This is a genomic window from Pseudomonas sp. TE3895 (assembly GCF_056278855.1).
In genome coordinates this window covers 5,835,835-5,856,921 of record NZ_JBWBQE010000001.1, presented here as the reverse complement: position 1 = coordinate 5,856,921, position 21,087 = coordinate 5,835,835, and the positions used below count along the sequence as shown (strand labels likewise).

The 21,087-nt window shown below is 63.1% G+C and carries 22 protein-coding genes; 17 read left to right on the top strand and 5 right to left on the bottom strand.

All coding sequences use genetic code 11. The features are described 5' to 3' along the window. The first annotated feature begins 41 nt into the window (after window positions 1-41). From prfB to ACZ889_RS26465, 7 genes are all read left to right on the top strand, one after another. Window positions 42-1,137 (top strand): peptide chain release factor 2 gene (prfB, locus tag ACZ889_RS26495; RefSeq protein ID WP_061405587.1). Its coding sequence is split into 2 segments (ribosomal slippage): window positions 42-113 and window positions 115-1,137, totalling 1,095 coding nucleotides; the frame shifts between segments, so codons are not numbered across the junction. A gap of 93 nt (window positions 1,138-1,230) precedes the next feature. Beyond that, window positions 1,231-2,733: a lysine--tRNA ligase gene (gene lysS, locus ACZ889_RS26490; protein ID WP_476257969.1), complete on the top strand. Its 1,503-nt coding sequence runs from the start codon at window positions 1,231-1,233 to the stop codon at window positions 2,731-2,733. Window positions 2,734-2,912: 179 nt separating this feature from the next. Continuing rightward, window positions 2,913-3,617 (top strand): TetR/AcrR family transcriptional regulator, encoded by a 705-nt coding sequence (locus ACZ889_RS26485; RefSeq protein ID WP_003252210.1) that lies wholly within the window; start codon window positions 2,913-2,915, stop codon window positions 3,615-3,617. 30 nt (window positions 3,618-3,647) lie between these two features. Next, the gene (locus ACZ889_RS26480; RefSeq protein ID WP_476257968.1) at window positions 3,648-4,196 is read left to right on the top strand and encodes a hypothetical protein; all 549 of its coding nucleotides are present in this window, start codon (window positions 3,648-3,650) and stop codon (window positions 4,194-4,196) included. Window positions 4,197-4,335: 139 nt separating this feature from the next. After that, window positions 4,336-5,613 (top strand): flavohemoglobin expression-modulating QEGLA motif protein, encoded by a 1,278-nt coding sequence (locus ACZ889_RS26475; RefSeq protein WP_003252215.1) that lies wholly within the window; start codon window positions 4,336-4,338, stop codon window positions 5,611-5,613. Further along, window positions 5,585-6,508, top strand: coding sequence for an alpha/beta hydrolase (locus tag ACZ889_RS26470; RefSeq protein ID WP_003252217.1), 924 nt, complete (start codon window positions 5,585-5,587; stop codon window positions 6,506-6,508). The genes ACZ889_RS26475 and ACZ889_RS26470 overlap by 29 nt, the downstream gene beginning before the upstream one ends. Beyond that, window positions 6,505-6,831 carry a PA3694 family proteiin gene (locus tag ACZ889_RS26465; RefSeq protein ID WP_003252219.1) on the top strand — a complete coding sequence of 109 codons (327 nt, stop codon included), beginning with the start codon at window positions 6,505-6,507 and terminating at the stop codon, window positions 6,829-6,831. The genes ACZ889_RS26470 and ACZ889_RS26465 overlap by 4 nt, the downstream gene beginning before the upstream one ends. Before the next feature lie 140 nt (window positions 6,832-6,971). Here ACZ889_RS26465 and lptF read toward each other — a convergent pair whose 3' ends face one another. From lptF to ACZ889_RS26450, 3 genes are all read right to left on the bottom strand, one after another. Next, a complete protein-coding gene (gene lptF / locus ACZ889_RS26460) occupies window positions 6,972-7,763 on the bottom strand; it encodes a lipotoxin F family OmpA-related lipoprotein LptF (protein ID WP_003252221.1) in 792 nt (263 codons plus the stop codon). A 50-nt stretch (window positions 7,764-7,813) separates the two neighbouring features. After that, window positions 7,814-8,227 carry a DUF4398 domain-containing protein gene (locus tag ACZ889_RS26455; RefSeq protein ID WP_003252223.1) on the bottom strand — a complete coding sequence of 138 codons (414 nt, stop codon included), beginning with the start codon at window positions 8,225-8,227 and terminating at the stop codon, window positions 7,814-7,816. A gap of 276 nt (window positions 8,228-8,503) precedes the next feature. After that, window positions 8,504-8,848: a pilin assembly protein gene (locus ACZ889_RS26450; protein ID WP_180689350.1), complete on the bottom strand. Its 345-nt coding sequence runs from the start codon at window positions 8,846-8,848 to the stop codon at window positions 8,504-8,506. A gap of 181 nt (window positions 8,849-9,029) precedes the next feature. On the opposite strand from ACZ889_RS26450, the gene ppc reads away from it, so the two are divergent. From ppc to ACZ889_RS26415, 7 genes are all read left to right on the top strand, one after another. Further along, window positions 9,030-11,657 carry a phosphoenolpyruvate carboxylase gene (gene ppc, locus ACZ889_RS26445; RefSeq protein WP_010952597.1) on the top strand — a complete coding sequence of 876 codons (2,628 nt, stop codon included), beginning with the start codon at window positions 9,030-9,032 and terminating at the stop codon, window positions 11,655-11,657. Between the two features lie 257 nt (window positions 11,658-11,914). Next, window positions 11,915-12,565 carry an adenylate kinase gene (gene adk, locus ACZ889_RS26440; RefSeq protein WP_004575467.1) on the top strand — a complete coding sequence of 217 codons (651 nt, stop codon included), beginning with the start codon at window positions 11,915-11,917 and terminating at the stop codon, window positions 12,563-12,565. Between the two features lie 271 nt (window positions 12,566-12,836). After that, window positions 12,837-13,511 carry a tRNA (adenosine(37)-N6)-threonylcarbamoyltransferase complex dimerization subunit type 1 TsaB gene (gene tsaB / locus ACZ889_RS26435; protein WP_084850407.1) on the top strand — a complete coding sequence of 225 codons (675 nt, stop codon included), beginning with the start codon at window positions 12,837-12,839 and terminating at the stop codon, window positions 13,509-13,511. 131 nt (window positions 13,512-13,642) lie between these two features. Then, window positions 13,643-13,933 (top strand): hypothetical protein, encoded by a 291-nt coding sequence (locus ACZ889_RS26430; RefSeq protein WP_012053565.1) that lies wholly within the window; start codon window positions 13,643-13,645, stop codon window positions 13,931-13,933. Window positions 13,934-13,936: 3 nt separating this feature from the next. Then, window positions 13,937-14,806, top strand: a complete 870-nt coding sequence (locus ACZ889_RS26425; RefSeq protein WP_476257967.1) for a DUF72 domain-containing protein — start codon at window positions 13,937-13,939, stop codon at window positions 14,804-14,806. A gap of 28 nt (window positions 14,807-14,834) precedes the next feature. Next, a complete protein-coding gene (locus ACZ889_RS26420) occupies window positions 14,835-15,665 on the top strand; it encodes an isocitrate lyase/PEP mutase family protein (protein WP_014592159.1) in 831 nt (276 codons plus the stop codon). Next, window positions 15,665-16,354, top strand: coding sequence for an extensin-like domain-containing protein (locus ACZ889_RS26415; protein WP_180689353.1), 690 nt, complete (start codon window positions 15,665-15,667; stop codon window positions 16,352-16,354). Before ACZ889_RS26420 ends, ACZ889_RS26415 begins: the two co-directional genes overlap by 1 nt. A 2-nt stretch (window positions 16,355-16,356) precedes the next feature. Here ACZ889_RS26415 and ACZ889_RS26410 read toward each other — a convergent pair whose 3' ends face one another. Continuing rightward, window positions 16,357-16,977, bottom strand: a complete 621-nt coding sequence (locus ACZ889_RS26410) for an energy transducer TonB (RefSeq protein ID WP_103469414.1) — start codon at window positions 16,975-16,977, stop codon at window positions 16,357-16,359. A 104-nt stretch (window positions 16,978-17,081) separates the two neighbouring features. On the opposite strand from ACZ889_RS26410, the gene ACZ889_RS26405 reads away from it, so the two are divergent. Both ACZ889_RS26405 and ACZ889_RS26400 read left to right on the top strand, forming a co-directional pair. After that, entirely contained in the window at window positions 17,082-17,858 is a 777-nt protein-coding gene (locus ACZ889_RS26405; RefSeq protein WP_180689354.1) for a class I SAM-dependent methyltransferase, read from the top strand. A 192-nt stretch (window positions 17,859-18,050) separates the two neighbouring features. Next, a complete protein-coding gene (locus ACZ889_RS26400) occupies window positions 18,051-19,007 on the top strand; it encodes an RHS repeat-associated core domain-containing protein (protein ID WP_180689355.1) in 957 nt (318 codons plus the stop codon). Between the two features lie 86 nt (window positions 19,008-19,093). Here the strand turns inward: ACZ889_RS26400 and ACZ889_RS26395 are convergent, their stop codons facing one another. Continuing rightward, complete coding sequence (locus ACZ889_RS26395; RefSeq protein ID WP_476257966.1) at window positions 19,094-19,735, bottom strand: TetR/AcrR family transcriptional regulator; 642 nt, start codon at window positions 19,733-19,735, stop codon at window positions 19,094-19,096. 250 nt (window positions 19,736-19,985) lie between these two features. Here ACZ889_RS26395 and ACZ889_RS26390 point away from each other — a divergent pair, with 250 nt between their 5' ends. Beyond that, on the top strand, window positions 19,986-21,086 hold the full coding sequence (locus ACZ889_RS26390; protein WP_010952607.1) for an efflux RND transporter periplasmic adaptor subunit: 1,101 nt from the start codon (window positions 19,986-19,988) through the stop codon (window positions 21,084-21,086). The last annotated feature ends 1 nt before the right edge of the window (window position 21,087 follow it).

The following is a 21,087-nucleotide window of genomic DNA, read 5'->3' as shown; positions in this document are numbered from 1 at the left end:
ACTCGCGGGCTTTTCACCGAATTCGCACGAGTAGCCCGCCCATGGAAATCCAACCGATCCTGAACACCATCAAGGACCTCACCGAGCGTTCCCAGTCAATTCGGGGGTATCTTTGACTACGATCACAAGCATGACCGCCTGATCGAAGTCAACCGCGAGCTGGAAGACCCCAACGTCTGGAACAAGCCTGAGTACGCCCAGGCACTGGGCCGCGAGCGTGCCATGCTGGCCCAGGTCGTCGAGACCCTGGACAAGCTGTCCAACGGCCTGGGTGACTGCCAGGACCTGCTCGACATGGCCGTCGAAGAAAATGACGAAGGCGCCGTCGGCGACGTCGTGACCGAGCTGGAAAGCCTGGAAGAAAACCTGGCCCAGCTTGAGTTCCGTCGCATGTTCAGCGGCGAGATGGACATGAACAACGCCTACCTGGATATCCAGGCCGGTTCCGGTGGTACCGAGGCGCAGGACTGGGCCAACATCCTGCTGCGCATGTACCTGCGCTGGGCCGACAAGCGTGGTTTCGACGCCACCATCATCGAGCTTTCCGAAGGTGAAGTGGCCGGTATCAAAGGTGCCACCGTGCACATCAAGGGTGAATACGCCTTCGGCTGGCTGCGCACCGAAATCGGCGTGCACCGCCTGGTGCGCAAGAGCCCGTTCGACTCCGGTGCCCGTCGCCACACGTCGTTCTCGGCGGTGTTCGTATCGCCCGAGATCGACGACAAGGTCGAAATCGAGATCAACCCGTCCGACCTGCGCATCGACACCTACCGTTCCTCCGGTGCCGGTGGCCAGCACGTGAACACCACCGACTCGGCAGTACGTATCACTCACGTACCGACCAACACCGTGGTGGCTTGCCAGAACGAACGTTCCCAGCACGCCAACAAGGACACCGCCATGAAAATGCTGCGGGCCAAGTTGTACGAGCTGGAAATGCAGAAGCGCAACGCTGCTTCGCAGGCGCTGGAAGACAGCAAGTCGGACATCGGCTGGGGCCACCAGATCCGCTCTTACGTACTGGATGACTCGCGCATCAAGGACTTGCGTACCGGCGTCGAGCGTAGCGACTGCCAGAAAGTCCTGGACGGCGACCTTGACCAGTATCTGGAAGCGAGCCTCAAGCAGGGCCTGTAATTCGCACCCCCATGCCGCGCTATCTGGCCAGCCGCCGGTAGCGCGTGCCCTGCCCGGAACGGGCAACGAATACCTGATGGAAAGAATGACGACATGAGCGACCTCAAGACCGAATCGCAAGACCTGCAACAGGAAGAAAACGCCCTGATCGCCCTGCGCAAGGAAAAACTTGCCGCCGAGCGTGCCAAGGGCAATGCCTTCCCCAACGACTTCCGTCGCGACAGCTACTGCAACGACCTGCAGAAGCAATACGCGGACAAGACCAAGGAAGAGCTGGAAGCAGCCGCGATCCCGGTCAAGGTCGCCGGCCGCATCATGCTCAACCGTGGTTCGTTCATGGTTATCCAGGACATGACTGGCCGTATTCAGGTCTACGTCAACCGCAAGACCCTGCCGGAAGAAATCCTGGCCGCGGTCAAGACCTGGGACCTGGGCGACATCATCAGCGCCGAAGGCACCCTGGCCCGTTCCGGCAAGGGCGACCTGTACGTCGAAATGACCAACGTGCGCCTGCTGACCAAGTCGCTGCGCCCGCTGCCCGACAAGCACCACGGCCTGACCGACACCGAGCAGCGCTACCGCCAGCGCTACGTCGACCTGATGGTCAACGAAGAAACCCGCCACACCTTCCGTGTGCGTTCGCAGGTGATTTCGCACATCCGCAAGTTCCTCATCGAGCGCGACTTCCTTGAAGTCGAAACGCCGATGCTGCAGACCATCCCGGGCGGTGCGGCAGCCAAGCCGTTCGAAACCCACCACAACGCCCTGGACATGGCCATGTTCCTGCGTATCGCGCCGGAGCTGTACCTCAAGCGCCTGGTCGTGGGTGGCTTCGAAAAAGTGTTCGAGATCAACCGTAACTTCCGCAACGAAGGCGTTTCGACTCGTCACAACCCTGAGTTCACCATGCTCGAGTTCTACCAGGCCTACGCCGACTACCGCGACAACATGGACCTCACCGAGGAACTGTTCCGCGAGCTGGCGCAACTGGTACTGGGCTCTACCGACGTACCGTACGGCGACAAGGTCTTCCACTTCGGCGAGCCGTTCGTACGCCTGTCGGTGTTCGACTCGATCCTCAAGTACAACCCGGAGCTGACCGCTGCCGACCTGCAGGGCGTCGACCGCGCCCGTGAGATTGCCAAGAAGGCCGGCGCCAAGGTGCTGGGCCATGAAGGCCTGGGCAAGCTGCAGGTGATGATTTTCGAAGAGCTGGTCGAGCACAAGCTGGAACAGCCGCACTTCATTACCGAGTACCCGTTCGAAGTGTCGCCGCTGGCCCGTCGCAACGACGACAACCCGGCCGTTACCGACCGTTTCGAGCTGTTCATCGGTGGCCGCGAGATCGCCAACGCCTACTCCGAGCTCAACGATGCCGAAGATCAGGCCGAGCGCTTCCTGGCCCAGGTGGCCGAGAAGGACGCGGGTGACGATGAAGCCATGCACTATGACGCCGACTTCGTTCGTGCGCTGGAGTACGGCATGCCGCCGACCGCCGGTGAAGGTATCGGCATCGACCGCCTGGTGATGCTGCTGACCAACTCGCCGTCGATCCGCGACGTCATCCTGTTCCCGCACATGCGTCCGCAGGCCTGAGTGAGCTGAACGAGCCGCCTTTCGAGGCGGCTTTTTCTTGCCTGAAGCTTTATGTTGTCAGTACCGGCCTCTTCGCGGGTAAACCCGCTCCTACAAAGGCCTTGTAGGAGCGGGTTTACCCGCGAAGGGGCCAGCACTGACGAAACACCGCCCATGAGGTATCCCCCGTGACACCCGCCATGCCTGACCAAGGCGCCGCCGGCATCGCCACCGCCGTCGCCGAAAGCGTGCAATACCAAGGCCGCAAGACTGCCCGCCAAGGCAGCGAACAGCGTCGCCAGTTGATTCTCGATGCCGCCATGCGCATCGTCGTACGCGATGGCGTGCGCGGTGTGCGCCACCGGGCAGTGGCCGCCGAGGCCGGCGTGCCATTGTCGGCCACCACCTACTACTTCAAGGACATCGAGGACCTGCTCACCGATACCTTTGCCCAGTACGTCGAGCGCAGTGCGGCTTACATGGCCAAGCTGTGGGCCAACACCGAGGTGGTGTTGCGCCAGTTGCTGGCACAGGGCGATGGCAGCCCGCAGGCCCGGGCGCGGCTGGCTGACGAGGTGGCGCGCATGACCGCCGACTACGTTCAGCGGCAACTGCTGAACCGCCGTGACTTCCTGATGGCCGAGCAGGCTTTCCGCCAGGAAGCATTGCTGTGCCCGCGACTGGCTGAGCTGGTGTGCGCTCATGAGCAGATCCTGCTGCACGGCACCCGGCAATTGCTGCAGGTCGTGGGCTCGCGGCAGCCGGAGCAGGATGCACAGATGTTGACGGCGATTATCGAGCAGTTGGAATATCAAGGCCTGCTCAAGCAAGCGAATGCGCAAGCCGATGGGCAGATGCTCGCTATGCTTACCCGATACCTGCAGCTGGTGCTGGCATCGGCCTGAGCCGAGAACGACCTTTTCAAGGAGAACCTGATGAGAGCCTGGCGTGTGGTGTTGTTGACTTTGTCATTCCTGCTGCTGGGCGGTTGTCTGGTGACCTTCCATGAGCCTTTGCCCAGCAACCAGGCAGCGCCCAAGGCCTTGCTCGGCAAGTGGAGCAGCAAGGACGCCTGGGGAGAACCGTTGAAACTGGTGATCAGCCGTAGCGGTGGCGACGCCTACAAGGCAGTGGCCACCGCCAAGGGCAAGGCGCCTGAAGAGTACGTGTTCACCGTGTCACGCCATGGCAACCGCTGGTACTTGTCGGCTGGCGTGCCCAAGCGCCTGGGTGGCAATTTCCTGATTGGCGGCTTCGATATCGTCGACGGCAAGGAGCTGGTGGTCTACAACCTGGATGTCGAGCAGGTACAGCAGGCGGTGGACAACAAGGAACTGACCGGTCGCAGTACCGAAGTGCCGGACGACAACGGCGATGGCGTGCTGATCGATAGCCCGGCGGCGCGGGTGCTGGCCTACCTGGACGACCCGGCCAACTCCGACCTGTTCGTTGAAGTGGCGCGGTTCCAGCGTTCCAGCAAGTAGTGGCCTGTACCGGCCTCTTCGCGGGCAATCCCGTTCCTACAGGGGCCTTGCCAGGCCTGGGCTTCTTGATATCCCTGTAGGAGCGGGCTTGCCCGCGAAGAGGCCGGTACAGGTTTCGTGTACTAGAAAGGAGTCCCCGGTGGACGAATACCAGCAAACCATCCGCGCCCTGTCCGACCGCATCGTCGCGGCACAGACGCCTATCCGGGTCCTGGACGCGGTGAAGTGGGACGACAACATCCGCCAGGGCTTTCTCAAGGCCAAGGGCAAGGAGCCGCCGGCGGTTGATCGAGCCTACTACCAATCGCGTCCGCTGTCGTTCGACTCCAGCGCGGTCAAGGCCGAGTTCCAGGGCATCGAGCGCGACATCATTCGCCAGTTGGGCCAGTTCAACCCGGTCGGGCAGATCATGAAGCGCATGTGCCGCGAATACCGCATGGTGGTGCGCATGCTTGAAGCGCGCGGTACCGAGGACTTCGGCCTGATCTCCCAGGAGCTGTACGGCGCCGCCTCGGATGCTTTCCACGCCGGTGATCCGACCCTGGCCGACCTTGGCCTGATGCTGTCGGACTACCTGAACAACATCGATGGCCGTGGTGACCTCAAGGATGAGCCAAAGAATCTCACCGCCAAGGAGGCGGTGGAGATCCTCCAGCACCGGCTGAACAACGTGTTCGGCGAGGCTGAAGGGACCATTCGCGTGTTCGAGTCCGACGGTATCGTCGCCGATGCCGCAGCCGGTGCCGACTACATCAAGGTGCGTGCCGATGCCATGTTCAACGCCCGCGATGTGCGCGCCCTGGAGGTGCATGAAGGGTTGGTGCATGTCGGCACCACGCTCAATGGCCTGAACCAGCCGATCTGCACCTTCCTGGCCAAGGGCCCGCCCTCCTCGACGGTAACCCAGGAGGGCCTGGCGATTCTCATGGAGGTGATCGCCTTTGCCTCCTACCCCAGCCGCCTGCGCAAGCTCACCAACCGCACCCGAGCCATCCACATGGTCGAGGAGGGTGCAGACTTCATGCAGGTCTACGGTTTCTTCCGCGAGCAGGGCTTCGAGATGGCGCAGAGCTACAGCAACGCCAGCCGGGTGTTCCGCGGCTCGGTACCCAACGGCCTGCCATTCACCAAGGACTTGTCCTACCTCAAGGGCTTCATCATGGTTTACAACTACATTCAGTTGGCCGTGAAGAAGGGCAAACTGGAACAGATCCCGTTGCTGTTCTGTGGCAAGACCACCCTGGAAGACATGCGCACCCTGCGCCAACTTGTCGAAGAAGGGTTGGTCGAGCCGCCCAAGTACCTGCCTGAACAGTTCCGCGACCTGAGTGCGCTGTCGGCCTGGATGTGCTTCTCCAACTTCCTCAACCACCTGAGCCTGGATCGCATTGAAGCCGACTACGCGAACATTCTCTGAGCACTGCCGCCTGCTCGTCCTCGGCCTGGCCCTGCTGAGCCTTGGCGGCTGCAGCAGCCTGTTGTTCTACCCCGAGCGTGGTCAGGCCTTCACCCCGGAGCGTGCCAAGCTGGAATACCGCGATGTCACGCTGACCACTGCTGATGGCATCCGCCTTCACGGTTGGTGGCTGCCAGCCAAGGCCGGGGTCGAGGTCAAGGGCACGGTGCTGCACCTGCACGGCAACGGCGGTAACCTGCCAGGGCACCTGGGGGGTAGCTACTGGTTGCCGGAGCAGGGCTACCAGGTGTTGATGATCGATTACCGCGGCTATGGCTTGTCTCAGGGCCAGCCGAGCCTGCCGGAGGTGTACCAGGACATTGCTGCAGCCATGGCCTGGCTGGAGCAGGCGCCCGAGGTCAAGGGCAAGCCGCTGGTACTGCTGGGGCAGAGCCTGGGCGGTGCCATGGCCATTCATTACCTGGCGGCCCACCCCGAGCAGCGTCAGCGCTTCAGCGCCCTGGTGTTCGATGGTGTGCCGGCCAGTTACCGCGCGGTGGGGCGCTTTGCGCTCAGCACCTCCTGGATGACCTGGCCATTGCAGGTTCCGCTGTCGTGGCTAGTGCCGGACGGCGACAGCGCGATCCGCTCGATCGAGCGATTGAGCAGCCCGCCCAAGTTGTTTTTCCACAGCATCGACGACAACCTGGTGCCGATGGACAACGGCATCCGCCTGTATCAGCACGCGCCACCACCGCGGGTGCTGCAACTGACCCGGGGGGGGCACGTGCAGACCTTCGCCGACCCTACCTGGCGCCAGGTGATGCTGCGGTTTCTCGATGACCCCAGCCATTTCAACGGCCTGCGGCGGCTTGCCGAAGTGCCCAATTTCCCTGACGAGAAGAACAAGCAATGAGTGAAGAACGCAACGCCATCCCGCTGATCCTGACCGGCGTCGGCAGCATCATCGTGACGGTGGGGGCCTTGTGGTATTACGGTTACCTGCATTTCGCCAAGCCCGAAGATGCCCTGCTGCTGCAGGACTTCACCATGCTCAAGACCATCCCCGGCGAGGACTACAAGGTATCGCTGGACCCGGCGCCGCAAGTGGCCCAGTGCGTCGACGGCGTGCTGGTGCTGTTCGACACCCAGCAGAAAGGCCTGACCGGCGTGCTGGTGGACAACCGCAAGCGCGCGGTGCGCTGCATGGGCGAGGAAACACCGCAGCAGGTACAGTGAGCCGGCCCTTTCGCGGGCAAGCCCGCGCCTGCGACGACTTCATTGCCCCCTGTAGGAGCGGGTTCACCCGCGAAGAGGCCAGAACAGGCAAAAGAAAGCCCCGCGTCGATCGCGGGGCTTGTCCTTTCAGCTAGCCAGCCTTAGCGCTGAACCTGGCTCACCGAGCGTGGTGCCACCGGCTGGTTGTCGTTGGAGATGGTCACCTCCACCCGACGGTTCTGCGCACGTCCCGAGTTGCTCGAGTTGTCCGCTACCGGGTACTCCTTGCCATAGCCCTGGGAAACGATACGCGCCGGATCTACCCCGGCACGCACCAGTGCCATGCGCACGCTGTTGGCACGGCGCTCGGACAGTGTCTGGTTGTAGTTGGCCGAGCCGACGCTGTCGGTGTAGCCCTCGACGATCACCTTGCGTTCCGGGTTTTCCTGAAGGAACTGGGCCAGCTTGGTGATGTTCGGGTAAGCGCTGCTCTTGAGTTCGGCCTTGTTGAAGTCGAACAGCACGTCGCCGAAGGTCACCAGCGTTCCGCGGTCGGTCTGCTTGGCGTTGAGGCTGTCCTGCAGCTTGGCGATTTGCGCGTCGCGGGCATCCAGCTTGGCTTGGGCGCGCTGGGCCGAGGCGTTCTTCAGTTCAGCTTCGGCGGTGCGCAGGGCAATGGTCTGCTTGGCCACTTCGACGCGCTGGTTGGTCAGGTAGGCCAATTGGTCGACTTTCTTCTCGTCTTCACGGTCCATGTAGGCCTTGTCGGCCTTGTTCAGCCAGTCCTGGGCGTCCTTGGTCTCCAGTGCCGCGACTTTGCTCGCTTGCGGGTCGCTCTGCAGCGAGGAGAAGTTGGTGCGGGCCGATTCCAGGTTGGCATTCGGATCGTGCGAGCAGGCAGCAAGACCGACGCTCAGGGCCAGCAGGGCGGGAATCATGACGTGTTTGCGCATAGTGTTCATCCTTTGATCGTGTGCGAAGGCTAAGGTTGGCGGGGCAGGGCTCACTGAGCGCTGCGCAGGCCTTCCTCACGTACGTCCTGAACGCCCTGGCGGGCATCCTGCACGGCCTTCTGGGCTTTGGCTGCCTGGGCCTTGCGTTCGGCGAGGCGGGCATCCCACTCGGCCTGTTGGGCCAGGCGCTTGGCCTCGTCGTACTTCTTGTCGTGCATGGCGATTTCGGCTTGCTTGAACTTGTCCTGAGCCGCTTTCATTTCCACGGCGGCGAACTCTGTACCGCCAGCGCTGACGGCGGAGTTCACGGCGGACTGGGTAACGGCATACTGCTCGGTGGGCGGATTGCCCGCACAGCCGGCCAGGACCAGGCTACTGCCCAGCGCCAGCGCGGCCAGCTTGAACCCGCGCACATGAGTGGATGACAGTTGGCTAGTGCGGGTCTTCATGGTGGTCAGCTCCATTGGATCACTCCTGATAACGACGATGTCCGTAGCAGTCCATCGCTCAATCCCTGACAAAACCGCGCGCTTCAGCTCAACGGTGCACGAGGGCAGTGTGCAGGGTTTTAGCGTGATGGCTATTGGCTCCGACTCGAACGTTTTTCGAATAGTTCAGAAAAAAGCGCCGTAATCGAATAAGTATTTCTGACTGATCGGTCAGTGCGATTTGCCTGGAACTTTCCCAGGCTGGAGCGGTATTCCGGGCCTTGAGCAGGCCCGGAATGCTGAAGCGCAGGATTATTTGTCGCTGTCGACTGTCGTGTTGCTCAAGTTGTGCAGGTGCTGGCGGGACAGGGAGAGAAAGCGCGGCGTAGGACCAACGTCTTCGTACAGCGGGTCGCCTTCTTCGTCGGTGGCGATGACCTGGCGGCCCTGCACATAGGGGAAGCTTGCCTCTAGTTCTTCAAGGGCGGCGGCGACCAGTTCGCCGAGCAGTTCTTCGGCGGTGCGCTTGGGGTACATGTCGATCAGCGCGGCCAGGCGCGCTTCGGACTCCAGGTCCAGATGCAGGACATGGCCGGTACGGCTGAGGGTACCGGCGGCATTCTGTTCCCAGTGCTGGGCGAGTTCACGGATTTTCATGATGACCTCTGTTGACGCCTGGAAAGGCTGCACTGCATGGGAGTGCTGTGCTTTCACTTTAGTTTGGTTTGGCCGATCACGGCTTGCCATCGTCGCCCGGCTGTGGGCACTCTTGGGGGATACCGCTCGCTCCTGCACAGGGCGCGCTGAGGCTGATAGGGATGCAACGGAGAGAGCGCCAATGACCGATATCGATGTGCGTTTGCGTGAAGATGTCCATGTGTTGGGTGAGCTGCTTGGCGAAACCATTCGCCAGCAGCATGGCGATGCGTTCCTGCAGAAAATCGAGGACATCCGCCACAGTGCCAAGGCCGACCGTCGCGGCCCGGGTGAGCAGCTGAGCTCAACCTTGGCGGACCTGGCCGAAGAAGACCTGCTGCCCGTAGCGAGGGCCTTCAACCAGTTCCTCAACCTGGCCAACATGGCCGAGCAGTACCAGTTGATCCGCCGCCGCGACGCCGACCAGCCCGAGCCGTTCGAAGCGCAGGTACTGCCCGAGCTGCTGGGGCGCTTGAAGCAGGCAGGCCACAGCAACGATGCCCTGGCCCGGCAACTGGCCAAGCTCGATATCCAGTTGGTGCTCACCGCACACCCCACCGAAGTGGCCCGCCGCACGCTGATCCAGAAGTACGACGCGATCGCCGGCCAACTGGCCGCACAGGACCATCGTGACCTGACCCCGGCAGAACGCCAGCAAGTGCGCGAGCGCCTGCGCCGGCTGATCGCCGAGGCCTGGCACACCGAGGAAATCCGCCGTACCCGGCCTACGCCGGTAGACGAAGCCAAGTGGGGTTTCGCAGTGATCGAGCATTCACTGTGGCATGCCATCCCCAGCCACCTGCGCAAGGTCGACAAGGCCCTGCTGGAGGCCACTGGCCTGCGCCTGCCGCTGGAGGCCGCGCCGATCCGCTTTGCCTCGTGGATGGGTGGGGACCGTGATGGCAACCCCAATGTGACGGCTGCCGTCACCCGCGAAGTACTCCTGCTGGCGCGCTGGATGGCCGCCGACCTGTTCCTGCGCGACATTGATGCACTGGCCGCCGAGTTGTCCATGCAGCAGGCCAACGACACCCTGCGCAAGCAGGTTGGCGACAGTGCCGAACCCTACCGCGCTGTGCTCAAGCAACTGCGCGACCGCCTGCGTGCGACACGCGCATGGGCGCATTCGGCCTTGACCAGCAACCAACCGGCCGGTGCCGACGTGCTGGTGGACAACCGCGAGCTGATCGCGCCGCTGGAGCTGTGCTACCAGTCACTGCACGAATGCGGCATGGGCGTGATCGCCGAGGGGCCGCTGCTTGACTGCCTGCGTCGTGCGGTGACCTTCGGCCTGTTCCTGGGCCGCCTGGACGTACGCCAGGACGCTGCCCGCCACCGTGATGCGCTGACCGAGATTACCGATTACCTGGGCCTGGGGCGTTACGCCGACTGGGATGAGGAGCAGCGCATCGCGTTCCTCCAGGCCGAGCTGAAAAACCGCCGGCCCCTGCTGCCTGCGCATTTCAAGCCGCAAGCGGACACCGCCGAAGTGCTGGCGACCTGCAGGGAAGTGGCCGCTGCGCCGGCCGCCTCGCTGGGGTCTTACGTCATCTCCATGGCCGGTGCCGCCTCGGATGTATTGGCGGTGCAACTGTTGCTCAAGGAAGCCGGCCTGACCCGCCCCATGCGCGTGGTGCCACTGTTCGAGACCCTGGCCGACCTCGACAACGCCGGCCCGGTCATGCAGCGCCTGCTTGGCCTGCCGGGCTACCGCGCGGGCCTGCGCGGCCCGCAGGAAGTGATGATCGGCTACTCCGATTCGGCCAAGGACGCCGGCACCACGGCTGCTGCCTGGGCGCAGTACCGGGCTCAGGAAAACCTGGTGCGTATCTGTGCCGAGCATCAGGTCGAGCTGCTGCTGTTCCACGGCCGTGGCGGTACGGTCGGGCGAGGCGGCGGCCCGGCCCATGCCGCGATCCTGTCGCAGCCACCGGGTTCGGTGGCGGGGCGTTTCCGCACCACCGAGCAGGGTGAAATGATCCGCTTCAAGTTCGGCTTGCCGGGCATTGCCGAGCAAAACCTCAACCTGTACCTGGCTGCCGTGCTTGAAGCCACGCTGTTGCCACCACCGCCCCCGCAGCCGGCCTGGCGTGAAGTGATGGACCAGTTGGCCGCCGATGGTGTCCAGGCCTACCGCAGCGTGGTACGGGAGAATCCCGATTTCGTCGAGTACTTCCGTCAGTCGACGCCAGAACAGGAACTGGGGCGCCTGCCGTTGGGCAGCCGCCCGGCAAAACGTCGCGCCGGGGGCATCGAAAGCCTGCGGGCCATCCCGTGGATCTTCGGCTGGACCCAGACCCGGCTGATGCTGCCGGCCTGGCTGGGCTGGGAAACGGCGCTGACCAATGCCTTGGCCCGAGGTCAGGGTGAGTTGCTGGCACAGATGCGCGAGCAATGGCCGTTCTTCCGCACCCGCATCGACATGCTGGAAATGGTACTGGCCAAAGCGGATGCACAAATTGCCGAGGCCTACGACGAACGTCTGGTGCAACCGCACTTGCGTCCTTTAGGTGCGCACCTGCGCGACCTATTGTCGCAGTCATGCCAGGTAGTGCTGGGTCTGACCGGGCAGCCGGTGCTACTGGCGCACAGCCCCGAGACACTGGAATTCATTAGCCTGCGCAATACCTATCTGGACCCGTTGCACCGCCTGCAGGCAGAGTTGCTGGCCCGCTCGCGCAGTCGCGAAGCCGCTCTGGACAGCCCGTTGGAGCAGGCCTTGCTGGTGACCGTGGCGGGTATTGCCGCCGGGCTGCGCAACACCGGCTAAGGGCAAGCCCGGGTCATGTCTGGCGCGTGCCATCCAGGCCCGGCACTATGACGGGGAGAGTGGTTGCGCCTGGCGCAACCGCCTGCCCGGTCAGCCGCAAGTGGCGCATTCCTGCAACTTTGGGACGCTTGTCTGGCTGCCGGGCGCTGTGTATCTTGAGCAGCCTTCTGACCGATTTATGGTCATACCCGATTTTCCGGACTTGGCCCTGGTCGCCGAATCCATTGAATTTCATACAAAAATTTGAGGAGCACGAGATGCGCGTAATTCTGCTGGGAGCTCCCGGGGCCGGTAAAGGTACTCAGGCAAAGTTCATCACCGAAAAGTTCGGTATTCCACAGATCTCCACCGGTGACATGCTGCGTGCCGCCGTCAAGGCTGGCACCCCGCTGGGCCTGGAGCTGAAGAAAGTCATGGATGCCGGCCAGCTGGTCTCCGACGAGTTGATCATCAGCCTGGTGAAGGAGCGCATCGCTCAACCTGATTGCGCCAACGGCTGCCTGTTCGACGGCTTCCCACGCACCATCCCACAGGCCGAAGCCATGGTCGCTGCCGGTGTCGACATCGATGCCGTGGTCGAAATTGCCGTGGACGACGAAGAAATCGTCGGCCGCATGGCTGGCCGCCGCGTGCACCTGGCCTCGGGCCGTACCTACCACATTCAGTACAACCCGCCGAAAGTGGAAGGCAAGGACGACGAGACCGGTGAAGACCTGATCCAGCGTGACGACGACAAGGAAGAAACCGTTCGCCATCGCCTGTCGGTCTACCACAGCCAGACCAAGCCGCTGGTGGATTTCTACCAGAAGCTGTCGGCTGCCAATGGCGGCAAGCCGAAGTACAGCCACATCGAAGGTGTCGGCTCGGTTGAAGCCATCACCGCCAAGGTCCTGGCAGCCCTGAGCTGATCCGGCGCCTGACGCACCTCGACAACGGCCCGCTTCTGTGGGAGCGGCCTTGTGTCGCGAAAGGGCTGCAGAGCAGCCCCAGACAATGGTGTGATACCGCTGAAACCCTGGGGCCGCTTTGCGGCCCTTTTCGCGACGCAAGGTCGCTCCTCCAGGGCCAGTGCAGGCTTTGAAATCAGCGTGATGGGCCGCACAGCGGCCCCCTCGGGACACAACGCCGCTGCTGCTCTATACTGCCGCTCTTTTTCATTCGCACCTGGATACCCGTTCGATGACCACCCTGCTGGCCCTGGATACCGCCACCGAAGCCTGTTCCGTCGCGCTGCTGCATGACGGCAAGGTGACCAGCCACTACGAGGTGATCCCGCGCATGCATGCCCAGAAGCTGCTGCCGATGATCAAGCAACTGCTGGCCGACTCTGGCGTGGCACTGAATGCGCTGGATGCCATTGCCTTTGGCCGTGGCCCGGGCGCGTTCACCGGCGTGCGTATTGCTATCGGTGTTGTGCAAGGCCTGGCCTTCGCCCTCGAACGCCCAGTGCTGCCGGTGTCCAACCTGGCCGCTTTGGCCCAGGGTGCATTGCGCGAGCATGGCGTGCAGCAGGTGGCAGCTGCCATCGATGCGCGCATGGATGAAGTGTACTGGGGCTGCTATCAGGCCACGGCGGGCGAAATGCGCCTGGTCGGCCGTGAAGCCGTGTTGCCGCCCGAGCAGGTGGCGCTACCGGCAGGCAGCAATGGCGAGTGGTTCGGTGCCGGTACCGGATGGGGCTATGCCGAGCGCCTGGCGGTACAGGTAGCGGCTAGCAACCCGGGTGCCTTGCCCAACGCCCTCGACGTCCTCAGCCTGGCCACCTTTGCCTGGGCCCGTGGCGAGGCAATCGTCGCCGAGCAGGCGCAACCGGTTTATCTGCGCGATAATGTAGCCACGCCCAAGAAGCACTGAGTGCTGTTCGTCGATTATCGCCGAACACGCTAAAACCTTTTGCGCGATCTGTGGTCCAGTTATCACTCAAGCATTAGCGACGGAACCCTGATGCTGCTAAATTGCCATCATTGGTCCTGAGTGCTCATGCCATGCGTATCGACGGTTTCTCATCGCAGTCCTACCCGCTCAAGCGCATCTCGCGCAAAGCAGCGGTGCGTGACGAGGCCATCGACGATGCCGAGGTGATCGAGGAGGCAGAAGCCGCCCCGCAGGAAGCCACCGCCCGCCGCCCTGGTGGTGGCCTGCCAGCCCGCCAGCAGGACATGGTTTTCCCTCGCGCCCGTGACCGCCGCACCGCCACCGCACTGGCCAGCTACCTGAGCACTGCAGGCTTTACTGACTGGGACATGGAAGTACTGGGGCTCGACCTGTACATTTGATGGATGAATCCCTCACCACTGCCTTATTTTCTCGGTTGCCCGTCGTGGAGCGAAAACGCCTGGCGCGACTACCTGTACCCCGCTGACGCCAACAGCAATCAAATGCTTGGCTTCTACAGCCAGGTATTCAACGCCGTCGAAGGCAACACCACGTTCTACGCACGTCCCGCTCCCGGCACCATTGCCCGCTGGGCGCAGGTCATGCCCGAGCACTTTCGCTTCACTGCCAAGTTTCCGCGGGATGTCAGCCATGAAGGCGACCTGCGAGACCAGCTTGAGCCTGCCTTCGACTTCACTCGGCTGATGGCCCCGCTGGGCCAGCGCGTATCACCCTACTGGCTGCAGTTGCCGGCCCAGTTCGGCCCGGCGCGGCTGGGTGAGCTTTGTCACTTCCTCGATCAGATTGCCGTACCCGTGGCTGTGGAAGTGCGCAACCAGGCCTTTTTTGCCAAGGGTGAGGAAGAACGCCTGCTCAATCGCCTGCTGCACGCACGCGGTGTAGAGCGTATCTGCCTCGATCCGCGTGCGTTGTTCAGTTGTACCTCGCGCGACCCTGCCGTGCTGCATGCGCAGTCGAAGAAGCCCAAGGTGCCACCGCGTCCGGCAGCCTTCAGCCAGCACCCGCAGGTTCGCTTCATCGGCCATCCGGAACTTGAGGCCAATCACACCTTCCTTAGCCCCTGGGTAGAAAAAGTCGCCGCCTGGATCGAAGAAGGCCGCAATCCCTATATTTTCCTGCACACCTCGGACAATCGCCTGGCTGCGGCGCTGGCCCAGCGTTTCCATCAGCGCCTGATGGCACGCCTGCCGGGCCTGGCACCTTTGCCGGAATTGCCGCGCGCCCCTGAGGTCGAACAATTGGGGCTACTCTGACCTTTCCCTGACTGCCGGAGGTTGAACCATGGATGTGCAAACCCTACGAGCTGAGGCCTTCAAGGCGTTACACGAGCGCGACGGCGCGTTCGTCATCCCCAACCCGTGGGATGCCGGCTCCGCCAAGTTGCTCGCCAGCCTGGGTTTCGAGGCGCTGGCTACCACCAGTGCAGGCCTGGCCTTCAGCCTGGGCCGGCCAGACGCCGAAGGCGCCTTGAGCCTGGACGATACACTGGACAATGCCGGCGAGATCGTCGATGCCACTGCGCTGCCGGTGGCCGCCGATCTGGAAAACGGCTTTGGCGACTTGCCCGAAGACTGTGCCCAGACCATTCTGCGTGCCGCCGAAATTGGCCTGGTGGGCGGCTCCATCGAAGATGCCAGTGGCCGCAGTGATGCGCCCATCTATGACTTCGGGCTGGCTGTGGAGCGCGTGCGCGCCGCTGTGCAGGCTGCGCGAAGCCTGCCATTCCCGTTCACCTTGTGCGCCCGGGCAGAAAACCTGCTGCACGGACGCATGGACCTCGACGACACAATCCTGCGCCTGCAAGCCTATGCCGAGGCCGGTGCCGACGTGCTCTACGCCCCCGGGCTGCGCACCGTGGAGGAAGTCCGTGCCGTGGTGCAGGCAGTCGCACCGCGCCCTGTGAATGTGCTGATGGGCATGGCGGGCGTGCCGCTGAGCGTCAACCAGTTGCAGGACCTGGGCGTGCGCCGCGTCAGCGTTGGCTCGTCGCTGGCCCGTGCTGCACTCGGGGCCTTCTACCGGGCCGCGCAGGAAATTCGCGATGAGGGCACGTTCGGCTACGGTGAGCAGGCAATGCCGTTTGCCCAACTGAACGACCTGTTCCGCCGCTGATGCGGGCAGTGCTGGCGCTACTGGCCGGCCTGCTGACGGTGGCTGGCCTGGCCTGGCACTTCGGCTGGCGCCTGCCTGCCACATGGAACCCCTGGGCGCCGCTGGACGTACGCCAGCCGCCCAACCTGCTGACCCCCTACAAACTGTCGCGCCTGCGCGATGACCCAGCGCTGTGCCGGCAGGCGCTGGAAACCAGCCACCTGCGTTACCGGGCACAAGCCGACAGCCCTGCGTCGGCCAGCTGCCCACTGCAGAACGTATGGCGCATCGAGGGCGGCCAGGCGCGGCTGAGCAGCAGCTTTCTGGCCAGTTGCCCGTTGGCGGTGGCCTATGCACTGTTCGAAAACCATGGCTTGCAGCCGGCGGCGCAGGAAGTGTTTGGGCAACCGGTGACGCAGGTTGATCACCTGGGCAGCTTTGCCTGCCGCAACGTCTACCACCGCAAGCAGGGCCGTTTGAGCCAGCATGCCACGGCCAATGCCTTGGACATCAGCGGTTTCCGCCTGCAGGACGGCCAGCGGATCGTGCTGGCGCGTGACTGGCAGGCGGGTGGGCAGAAGGCCGAATTCCTGCGTCGGGTGCAGCGGGCGGCTTGCGAGAGCTTCAGCACGGTGCTGGGGCCGGACTACAACGCGGCTCACCACAATCACTTTCACCTGGACATGGGGCGCTGGCAGGTGTGCCGCTAGCCTCAGGCGTGAGCGCGCACGTTGTTCAGCACCACAGGGCGCGCCCAGTGGATGTCGAACTCCAGGTCATTCTGCTGCTTGGCCAGTGTGGGGTCGTCGAACGGTTCCGGGGCCGGGTCCAGCAGGTTGCGTTCCAGCTCGGCGATGGGCAGGAACAGTGACCGTGGCGTGGGGCCAGGGCCGGGTTCGGCGATCGGCTGACCCTGGCTCATCACCACCGGGCGCAGCCAGCTGTTGTTGATGTCGAGCTGGCGCTGTTGCTCGATCAGTTCCATGGCGCTGAACGGCTCGGGGGCGGGCGGCAGCAGCTTGGCTTCAAGTTCGGCCTTGGGCAGAAACAACGGTTCGGGCGGCGCCACGATGGTGTCGTGCACCGGGCAGGCGCGTTGGGCGTCGATCAAGGCCAGTGCACGGGCGCCGCCGATGGGTTCACCGCTGTCCTGGTCGTACTGCACGAACGACTGGCTGACGCCGTCTACGGGCTCTTCCTGCTGCTCGGCCATCGCCCGGGCAAAGAAATCCTGCCACAGGTGGCTGACGCCCCCGAGTGCCTGGGTGTTGTGCTGACTGTAGTTGCCGACAGGCGACAAATAGGTCAAGCCGATGGGAAGAGTATCTGACATGGCAGTCGTGCGCGCTGTGCTCTGGCAGAATAGCGGGATATTGCCTGTATCGGCCGTGGCTGCCGATTCATTAAGGGCTTGGTTTGATTTTTCGGGTGTGAACGATGGAAGAGCAAGGCACGGGTATCAGGGTCGAGGCGATGGCAGCTGAGTATGCGCAACAGGCCAGGGCGTGGGCTGAACGCCTGGGCCTGCCGCTGCAGGACGATACCGCCGCCTTCGCTGTGCAGGTGGGCGTCGACGGCTTGCAGATTCAGCAACTGGGCCCGCAGGCGCCTGGGCCGGTGCGTGTGGACTTCGTCGAAGGCCAGGCTGCGCATCGCCGCCAGTTTGGCGGTGGCAACGGGCAGATGATCGCCAAGGCCGTGGGCATTGCCCAAGGTATCCGGCCGCAGGTGCTGGATGCCACGGCGGGGCTGGGCAAGGACGCGTTCGTGCTGGCCAGCCTTGGCTGCCAGATGACCCTGATCGAGCGCCAGCCGCTGATTGCCGCGCTGCTGGAGGACGGCCTGGCGCGGGCGCGGGCGGATGAAGAGGTGGGCCCGATTGTCGGGCGAATGCGCCTGCTGACCGGCAACGCCATCGAGCGCATGCGTGCCTGGGAAGGGGAGGCGCCGCAGGTGATCTACCTCGACCCGATGTTCCCGCACCGCGACAAGAGCGCCCTGGTGAAAAAGGAAATGCGCGTGTTCCGGCCCTTGGTGGGCGATGACCTGGATGCCCCGGCGCTGCTCGAAGCCGCCCTGGCGCTGGCCAGCCACCGTGTGGTGGTGAAGCGCCCACGCAAGGCACCGATCATCGACGGGCCGAAGCCCAGCCATAGCCTGGAAGGCAAGTCGAGCCGGTATGACATCTATCCGAAGAAGGCTTTGAAGGCCTGACCTGCCCCTATCTGGCCGGCTAGCACGATTGTAGGAGCGGCTTTAGCCGCGAACACCGGCAACGCCGGTGCCATCCACTGCGGCGCCTCCTGCGCGGGAAACTCGCTCCCACAATGACCTGTTATTTCTGCCAGTAGTCATTAGTTGGCTAAGGGCGCGATCCTAACGGACATTTGATCCTGATGGAGGGTAATGTTGATGTCGCCTGCTCCTTATGCCCGGCAAGCTGGCCGCCAGTTTTTTTACTGTAACGGCAAGATAGTTGCTGAATTGAATGGCGATGCCCGCTGGCGTTTCTTTCAGGCTAATGACCTGGTGCTGGCTCAGAAAGATCATCAGTCCTCGGGCTTGTCCAGCATGCTGACGGCATCCGACCAGCAGCGCTCGGTCCTACTCATTTATGAAAAGAAACGCCTGGAATCACAGGCTTACTCGCCCTATGGGCATCACAATCAGGGTAGCGGCTTGCTGTCGTTGCTTGCCTTCAGTGGCGAGCGGCTGGATGCGAGTTCGGGGCTTTACCATCTGGGGAATGGTTACAGGCAATTCAGCCCGGTCATGATGCGCTTTTGCAGCCCGGACAGTTGGAGCCCATTCGGTGCAGGTGGTTTCAACGCGTACGCGTACTGCGCGGGAGACCCCACTAATCGCACTGATCCGACTGGACACTTTTGGGGGATCGGAAAGTTCTTTAGAAGACTATTCCGGCTGAAGCCGAAGCCACCAAAGGTAACGAAGACTTTCGCTCCAGAGACTCAAAGCGCCACAATTCAAGCTGCCCAAACCAGTACCTTATTTCCGAACGCTCAGCAGACAGGTGGTGCGGATGATCAGTTCATGAAGGGTTTTAATCAAATCCAGATTGATGAGCAAAATGCGATCTGGCTACAAAACGAGAGTTCGTTGACTGACAATATTGCTGCTAAGTCGCAGATTACCATTCCGGGCGCCTCTCCGGTTTCCGGGCCCAGAAAAACTTTGGCGGAACGAAGGGCGGCACAGGAGCAACTCAACAAGAAGTCTGCAATTCAAAGGGCTTTTGCGGAATTGGAAGAGGTTAACGCCAGGACGCGAGACGGGATGAGCACATCGACAGACGCCATGATTATTGAACAGTTGCATAGCATTATTCAGAGATTGTTGGATTAATGGTCTAAGTAGTTGTCTCTGCCTTCCGTAGATGGCCCACGAAAGGCAGAGGCAGAACTTCAGGGCCGGTATGTAACTTCAACCCTTCAAGGCTGGAACGCTCGCAAGAACACCCCCACCACCTCGCGCACATGCGCCTCGGCTTCATCGCCCTCCAGCGGCCCCGCGCAACCCAGCAGCAACCGGTAATCCGGTGCCCCTTTGACCAGGCAGAAGAAATGCTCCGCCGCCCTCAAGGGGTTGTCGATGCGCAGCAGCCCGCGCTCATGTGCTCCCCGCAGTAGCGCTTCCATGCCTGCGAGCACGCGCTTGGGCCCGGCCTCGTAGAAGTACTCGCCAAAACTCGGGTCCAGGCTGCCCTGGGCCATGATCAGGCGGCTGAGCTTGATCGCTTCGTCACTGCTGATAAGCGCCTGGAAGTTGCGGGCAATGGTCAGCAGCACTTCTTCCACCGGTACCCCCTCGGGATACTCGAACAACAGGTCAGGCAACTGGATCTGGCAGGTGGCCATGACCGCCGAGCAGAACAGGGTCTGCTTGTCGGTGAAGTGGCTGTACACGGTGAGCTTTGAAACACCTGCCGCCGCAGCGACCGCATCCATGCTGGTGTTGGCGTAGCCAAGGCTGAGGAACAGGGCCTTGGCCGCTTCGAGGATCGCCTCGCGCTTGGCCAGGTCCTTTGGCCGGCCTGGGCCGATGGGTGCGTCGTTGAGCATTTTGGTCTGCATCTGGTTTAAGAATCCCCATCTTAACGGGTCAGCTGCGATACGGCTAAAACTAGCTCACATTTACCTGCGGCCTGCCAGCGTTCAGTTGATCGACAGGGTGGGCGTTCAGCCGCCGCTTGATCTCACCGGCGCCAGAGGGCTCCAGCCAGGTCGTCGAAAAACCAGCGCATGCCCTTCCCGGCATCGTTGCGCTGATTTAATATACCAGCCAGTACAAATATTAAATGTGCACTCCGCGAAAGGATTCATCATGTTGCGCCATGCCTTGTCCATCGCTCTGCCCGCCGCCGCTGCCCTGCTTCTGGCGGCGTGTGGTCAGGAAGCCGCCCCACCCGCCGCGCCTCGCCCGGCGCTGGTGGTGCAGCCGCAGCCTGCCGAAGCCGCTGCCGACAGTTACCCCGGCGAAGTGCGCGCGCGCTTCGAGCCGGAGCTGGCCTTCCGCATTGGCGGCAAGGTCAGCAAGCGTCTGGTGGAGGAGGGGCAGCGGGTCAAGGCCGACCAGCCGCTGGCCGAGCTGGACCCGCAGGACGTGCGCCTGCAACTTGAAGCCAACCGCGCCCAGCTGGCGGCTGCCGAGGCCAACCTGGCATTGGTGCGCGCCGAACGCGACCGCTACCAGAAGCTGCTGGAGCGGCAGATGGTCAGCCACTCCCAGTACGACAATGCCGAAAACCTCTACCGCGCCGGCCTTGCCCGTCTGAAGCAGGCCAAGGCCGAGTTCGATGTGGCGGGCAACCAGGCCGAATATGCCGTATTGCGTGCGCCGCAGGCCGGGGTGATCGCCAAGCGCCAGGTTGAAGTGGGCCAAGTGGTCGCCGCCGGGCAGACCGTGTTCACCCTTGCCGCCGATGGCGAGCGAGAAGTGGCCATCGGCCTGCCGGAGCAGCAGTTTGCCCGCTTCGCTGTGGGCCAACCGGTGAGCGTGGAGCTGTGGTCGCACCCGCAGGCGCGTTTCCAGGGGCGCATTCGCGAGCTGTCACCGGCCGCCGACCCGCGCTCGCGCACGTTCGCGGCGCGCATCGCCTTTACCACGGCCGCCGTACCGGCTGAGCTGGGCCAGAGCGCCCGGGTGTTCATCGCCAAGGACGGGCTGATCCCGCTGGCGGTACCGCTGTCGGCAGTGACTGCGGAAAACGGTCAGGCCTATGTCTGGCGGGTGAACAAGGAAAGCCGCCTGGAGCGGGCGACCGTGCGCCTGGGGGCTTATGGCAGCGACAGCGTGCCGGTGCTCGAAGGCCTGGACCCGGGTGACTGGGTGGTTGCCGCTGGTGGCCATGTACTGCGCGAGGGCCAGGAGGTACGCCCCGTGGACCGCAGCAACCGTGTAGTGAACCTGACGGCCAAGGAGTAAG